This window comes from Rhodococcus sp. (in: high G+C Gram-positive bacteria), assembly GCF_049286785.1.
In the GTDB taxonomy this organism is placed as follows: domain Bacteria; phylum Actinomycetota; class Actinomycetes; order Mycobacteriales; family Mycobacteriaceae; genus Rhodococcus_F.
Genome location: NZ_JBAQEO010000685.1, coordinates 1 through 7,452 on the forward strand (window position 1 = coordinate 1; position 7,452 = coordinate 7,452).

A 7,452-nucleotide genomic window follows, 5' to 3' on the forward strand; every position below is an offset into this window, starting at 1 on the left:
CGGTGGTGCCCGCGGGTATCGACTGGCTCGACGTCGCGGACCGGCCGGGCAACGCCGCACCCGTCGTCGACGCCGATCGCGCACGACCGCTGCACCTCGACCACCCCGCCTACGTGCTCTACACGTCCGGCTCCACCGGAACCCCCAAGGGTGTGTCGGTGACGCACCGCGGCCTGGCCGGCCTGGCCCGCGCCCGGGACGGCATCTATCACGTCGACGCGTCCGCCCGCATCGCGCACTTCGCCTCGCCCTCCTTCGACCTCTCCCTCGACGAACTGCTGCTCGCGTTCACCGCCGGCGCCACCACGGTGATCGTGCCGCCCGACATCTTCGGTGGCGACGCCCTCGCCGAACTCCTCCGCAGCGAGGGCGTCACCCACGCCATCCTCACTCCCGCCGTGGTGGCGTCGATGGACCCGGCCACCGTGCCCCACCTGCGGGTACTCGACGTGGGCGGTGAAGCGTTGCTGTCCGATGTGGTGGCGGCCTGGGCGCCCGGCCGTGTGATGGTGAACGGCTACGGGCCCACCGAGGCCACCGTCACCACCCTCTTCAGCCGCCCGCTCACGCCGGGAGGCCGGGTAACGATCGGCCGTCCCGTCCCCGGCACCCACGCGCTGGTACTCGACGCTGGGCTGCGGCCGGTGCCCGTCGGCGTGGTGGGCGAGCTGTATCTGGCGGGGGAGAGCCTCGCCCGCGGCTACCCCGGCAGACCCGGATGGACGGCCGAGCGGTTCGTCGCCTACCCGTTCGCCACCGGCCGGCGGATGTACCGCACCGGCGACCGCGTGCGGTGGACCCCCGAACACCAACTCGAATTCGTCGGCCGGAACGACACCCAGGTGAAGATCCGCGGCTTCCGGGTGGAACTCGGCGAAATCGACACCGTCCTCGCCGCCGCCCCGAACGTCGACACCGCCACCACCGTCGTCCGCGACGCCGTGCTCTCGGCGTATGTGAGCGGGCCCGCGGCCCCGGCGGAGGTGCTCGAATTCGTCGCCACCCGGCTGCCGCCCTACATGGTGCCCGCCTCGGTGACCGTGCTCGAGCAGATGCCGCTCACCCACAGCGGCAAGATCGACCGGACCGCGCTGCCCGAACCCGAGGTGGCGCCGTCACGCGCACCGCAGGGCGAGATGGAAGAATTCGTGGCCGCGGCGGTGGCCGACGTACTGGGACTCGACACCGTGGGCGCCGACGCCGATTTCTTTGCCCTGGGCGGCAACTCGCTGTCGGCCACCCGAGTGGCGGCCAGGTTGTCGGCCGCCCAGGAACGGACGGTCGGGGTGCGCGATGTGTTCGAGGCACCCACTGTGGCGCTGCTGGCCCGGCGGCTGCTCCGCAGACCGGGCGCAACGACGGCGTCTCCACTCACCACGCGCGGGGGCCCCGCCCCACTCGCCCCCGCCCAGCGGCGACTGTGGCTGCTGGCCCAGGCCGATCCCGAATCGCCCGCCTACAACGTGCCCTTCGTCGTCGAACTCGACGGCCAACTCGACACCGACGCGCTCGCCGCGGCCGTGAACGACGTGCTCGACCGGCACACCGTGCTGCGCACCCTCTACCCCGACTCCGAGTCCGGTCCCGTCCAGGTGATCACGCCTGCCACGGTGGATCTGACACCGATCGCGCTGGAACCCGCCGCCCTCGATGCCGCCGTGGCCGAACTGGCGGGCCGCGGTTTCGACGTCACCACCGACACCCCGGTACGGCTGCGCCTCGACCGACTCGCACCGCAGCGGCACGCACTGGTGGTGGTGGCGCACCACATCGCGATGGACGGCCTCTCGTTCACACCACTCACACGCGACGTGATCAGCGCCTACGCGGCGCGCCGCACCGGTGCCGCACCGGGCTGGGCCGCACTCGACGTCCAGTACACCGATTACGCGCGCTGGCACCGCGACATCGTGGACACCGCCGCCCCCGCCGACCTCGACTACTGGTCCACCCAGCTGGACGGCCTGCCCGAGTTCTTGCCGCTGCCCACCGACCGCCCCCGGCCCGCCGCGGCGCTGTACTCGGCGGGCACCGTTCCGCTGGCCTTCGATGCCGACCTGCACCGTGCGGTGGAAGAACTTGCGCAGAAACATGATTCGACACCGTTCATGGTGGTGCACGCCGCGCTCGCGGTGACGCTCAGTGCCGTCGCGGGCACCGACGACATCGCCGTCGGCACCGCGGTGTCGGGTCGCACCCATCCAGCCCTCGACAACCTGGTCGGTATGTTCGTGAGCAACGTCGTGCTCCGCACCCGGGTGGATGCGGCGCAGACGTTCACCGAGCTGCTGTCGGGAGTGCGCCGCACCGACCTCGACGCCTTCGCCCACGCCGAGACCCCCTTCGACCAGATCGCCGACGCCACCGGGGCGCAGTTCCAGGTGGCCCTCGCCTACGAGAACGCCACTGCAGAACCGGAACTGGAGCTGCCCGGACTCACCGCCCGCCCCTACGCCGTCCCGGCCGAGGTGGCGCGGTTCGATCTGGAAATAGCTCTGGCAGAGCAGTATTCGGTAGACGGCCCCGCCGGTGTGTACGGCGCCGTCACCTATGCGCGTGAGCTGTTCGATGAGACCACCGTCGCGCGCTGGGCCCGACTGCTCGAACGGGCCGTGCGGACGATGGTGGCCAACCCCGACGCCCCGGTGCGCACGGTGGAGTTGCTCGACCCGGATGAGCGGGCCGCGCTGGTTCCGCAACACGGACCGGCCGCCGCGCCGGCCGTCACCTTGCCCGCGCTGCTGGGCGCCGGACTCGCCGTCGTGAGTGGGTCTGCTCGGCTCAGTGCCGCGGAGCTGGACGAGCGGGCCAACCGTCTGGCGCACCGCCTGATCGACGGCGGTATCGGGCCCGGCGACGTGGTGGCCGTGACGCTGCCGCGGTCGGTGGGCTGGGTGATCGCACTGTTCGCAGTCGCGCGCACCGGTGCCGCCTTCGTGCCCATCGACCCGAGTTTTCCGGAGGCGCGGGTGACGCACATGCTCACCGACTCCGGGGCCGGCGCCGTCCTCACCGAAGCCGATCTGGTGGACCTCGGCGACAACCCGTCCCCGATCACCGACGCCGACCGCACCCGCCCGCTGCACGTGGACGACCCGGCCTACGTCATCTACACCTCCGGCTCCACCGGCACACCCAAGGGGGTGATGGTGACGCATCGGGGGCTGGCGAGCCATGCTGCGGCGCTGCGCACAACGTATGCGGTGGATGCGGAGTCGCGGGTGCTGGCATTCGCGTCACCCAGCGTCGACGCGTCGATCCACGAACTGCTCTCCGCCCTCGGCGGCACCCTCGTACTCGCCCCGACCGACGTGTACGGCGGCGAGGAACTCACCGAACTCCTCCGCAGCGAGCGCATCACCCACTTCACCACCACCCCGGCGGTGCTGGCTCTCACCGAGCCCGACGGGCTCGAGCACCTGCGCGTGGTGGCCGTGGCGGGGGACGTGTGCCCTCCCGACGTGGTGTCGCGGTGGGCGCCCGGCCGCACCCTGTTCAACTTGTACGGGCCCACCGAGGCCACCATCTGGGCCACCGGCACCGGCCCACTGGCCGCGGGTGACCGGGTGACCATCGGCCGGCCCATCGACGGCATGGCGGTGCTGGTGCTCGATGCGGCGCTGCGACCCGTCCCCGTCGGCACGGTGGGGGAGCTGTACCTCTCGGGACCGGGCCTGGCCCGCGGATACGTCGGCCGACCCGGGTGGACGGCGGAACGCTTCATCGCCGACCCGCACGGATACGGTCGTATGTACCGCACCGGTGACCTGGTGCGCTGGACGACGTCGCACCAACTCGACTTCATCGGCCGCGCCGACGATCAGGTGAAGATCCGCGGCTTCCGGGTGGAACTCGGCGAGATCGACGGCGTGCTCGGATCCGCCCCCGGCGTCGACACCGCGGTGACCGTCGCACGCGACGGGGCACTGCACTCCTACGTGCACGGCGCTGGGATTCTGGACGCGGATGATCTGGAGGCGGTGTGGGAGTTCCTCTCCGCGCAGTTGCCGCCACATCTGGTTCCGGCATCGGTGACGGTGCTCGATCAGGTGCCGCTCACGCGCGCCGGCAAGATCGACCGGGCCGCGTTACCCGAGCCGGTGGTTCGGACCACGTCCGGTCGCGCGCCCCGCACCGCAACACAGGAACTGGTGGCAGCGGCGTTCGCGACCGAACTCGGCGTCGCCGACGTGGGTGCCGACGACAGCTTCTTCGACCTCGGCGGAAACTCCCTCGGCGCAACCCGACTCGCCGCCCGCGTCGGCTCGATGCTCGGACGCCGGGTGTCCGTCCGCGACATCTTCGAGCATCCCACCGTCGCCGCCTTGGCCGACTTCGTGACCGGCGCCGCCAACCGTCCCGCGCTGGTTGCCCGCGACGTGTCGGGCCCGGTGCCGCTCTCGGCGCAACAGCAGGGGCTGTGGCTGGTGAACCAGCGCGACCCCACCACCGACCCCTACGCCCTGACCTTCGCGGTGGACCTCGACGGCGAACTGGACGTGGACGCACTGCAGGCCGCGGTCCGGGATCTGCTGGCACGGCACCGCACACTGCGCACCATCTACCCGGCGTTGGACGAGCAGGTGGTGCGGGGCGTTCCCTCGGACGTGTTCGACAACGGCCTCGCCGCCGTCGACCTCACTCGCGATCTCCCCCTATGCATTTCGCTGAGCCCCGACCGCCGCACCCTCTCGGTGCTGCTGCACCACATCGCCGTCGACGGGCTGTCGCTGCGACCGCTCCTGGCCGATCTCGCGACCGCGTACACCGCGCGCACCGAAGGACGGCAACCCCACTTTGCGCCCCTGCCGGTCGAGTACACCGACTACGTGCTGTGGCAGCGGGACGTGCTCGGCGACGCCGAGGACCCGGGCAGTCTCACCGCACGCCAATTGGCCTACTGGTCCGAGACACTCGACGGGCTGGCGGCGGTGCTGCCCCTGCCACTGGACCGCCCGCGCAGCGTGGGGACGGGCACGCTCGGCCACACCCGCGTGGTTGTGGGCGCCGAACAACACGCCGCGCTCGTGCAGCTGGCGCGCGAACACGACGTGACCCCGTTCATGGTGCTGCACGCCGCGCTGGCGGTGCTGCTGCGAGCGCTGACCGGCACCGACGACATCACCGTCGGCACCTCCACCGGTGGGCGCGCCGATCCGGAACTCGACGACGTGGTCGGCATGTTCGTCGGCACCCTGCCACTGCGCACCCCGATCGACCCGTCCGCGAGCTTCGCGGACCTGCTCGAGACGGTGCGCGCCGCTGACCTCGGGGCCTTCGCGCACGCCGACATCCCGTTCGAACACATTGTGCGCCAACACGGTACCGACCCCGCCCAACTCGAACACCCGCTGTTCCAGGTGATGCTGGCGTACCAGAACTTCGGCGAAACCGAGATCTCCCTGCCCGGCCTGACCGCGCGGGTGCGGGACGCGCAAACCCAGGCCACACCGTTCGACCTCGGACTCGTCGTCCACGAACGGCCCGATCTGGGCGGTCTCGACGCCGAAGTGAGCTATCCGAGCGAGTTGCTCGACACCGGCACCGTCGACCGCTGGATGGGGCTGCTGCAGCGGATCCTGTCCGTGGCCACCGTCGACCCGACGGTGACGATCGAGAAGATCGACCTCCTCGATGTGTCGGAGCGCGCCGCCCTGGCACCGGCCCGTGGGCCCGAGCCGCGCGCGGCCGCCACGCTCGCCGACCTGCTCCGAGGCCCCCGCGACCAGATAGCGGTGCGGTACGACGCAGCCGACATCACCTACGGTGAACTCGATCAACGTGCCAACAGGTTGGCCTGGCGGCTGATCGCCCGGGGTATCGGACCCGAAGACGTGGTGGCCTCGATGCTGCCGCGGTCGCTGGACTCGGTGGTTGCCGTGTGGGCGGTGGCCAAGACCGGCGCCGCCTTCCTGCCCGTCGACCTCACCTACCCCGCGGAACGAATCGCTTTCCTGCTGGACGACTCCGGTGCCACCGTGGCTCTGGCGGTAGAGCCTTCGGTGGTTCCCGAGGGCGTCGACTGGGTTGCCGTCACCGATCTCACCGGCAGCTCCCTGGCCGTCTGCGACGACGATCGTGTCCGGCCCCTGCACATCGATCACCCCGCCTACGTGCTGTACACCTCCGGCTCCACCGGCACCCCCAAGGGCGTCACCGTCACCCACCGCGGCCTGGCCCGGTTCGCCGCCGCGAACACCGACATCTGTGGGGTGCAGGCACAGTCGCGGGTGGCGCACGCCGCGTCACCGTCGTTCGACATCTCCGTCAACGAACTGCTGTCGGCGTTCACCAGCGGCGCAACCCTGGTGATCGTGCCGCCCGACGTGCTCGGTGGTGACGAACTCGCGGACTTCCTGCGCCGCGAACAGGTGACCCATGCCGTGCTCACCCCCAGTGTGCTGGCGTCGATGGATCCGGCCTCCCTGCCGGACCTCGAGGTCCTCGACGTGGGCGGCGAGGCGCTGCCCGCCGAGTTGGTGGCGCGCTGGGCGCCCGGACACACCGTCGTCAACGGGTACGGACCCACCGAGGCCACCATCGTGACCGTCAGCTCCGGTGCGCTGGCGCCCGATGCGCCGGTGACCATCGGTCGTCCCCTGCAGGGAACCGAAGTGCTGGTGCTGAATTCGCGCCTGCAGCCCGTCCCGGTGGGTGTGGTGGGGGAGCTGTATCTGGCGGGTGAGAGCCTCGCCCGCGGTTACCACGGCAAGTCGGGGCTGACGGCGGGGCGGTTCATCGCCTACCCGAGCGGCAAGAGCACCCGGATGTACCGCACCGGCGACCTCGTGCGCTGGACGCCGGCACACGAACTGGTCTACGTCGGCCGCGGCGACAGTCAGGTGAAGATCCGCGGCGTTCGCGTCGAACCCGCCGAGGTAGACGGCGTGCTCGCGCAGTACCCCGGTGTCACCTCCGCCGTCACCGTCGCGCGGCCCGCGCCGTCCGGTGAGCTGACGCTGGCGTCCTACGTGGTGGGGGAGGTACCCGGCAGTGCGTTGCGGGAAAGTGCGCTGCGGGAGTTCCTGAGCGGGCGACTGCCGTCGTACCTGGTGCCCGCCGTGGTCACCGTGCTCGACGCCCTGCCGCTCACCCCCACCGGCAAGGTGGACCGCGCCGCGCTGCCCGCACCCGTATTGCCCGTCGCACTCTCGCGGGCCCCGCGCGGAGTGGACGAAGAGGTAGTGGCTGCCGTGGTGGCCGACGTGCTCGGCCTGCCGACCGTCGACGCCGAGACCGACTTCTTCGCCCTCGGCGGAAGCTCCCTCACCGCAACCACTCTGGCGTCCCGCCTCGGCGCCGCCCTCGACCGGCACGTGAGCGTGCGCGACGTGTTCGAGGCGCCGACCGTCGCTGCGCTGACCGCCCGGCTGCTCCACCACCCGTGCGTACTTATTAACCCTCCGCTGTTAAGAAGTACTCACAGGGACGAAATGCCGCTGGCTCCGGCGC

The 7,452-nt window shown here is 71.2% G+C and carries 1 protein-coding gene; it reads left to right on the forward strand.

Going from position 1 to position 7,452, the window contains the following annotated elements:
• Positions 1–7,452 (forward strand): amino acid adenylation domain-containing protein (locus WAW17_RS24930; protein WP_422335559.1); only part of this gene is annotated, 7,452 nt, incomplete at both ends.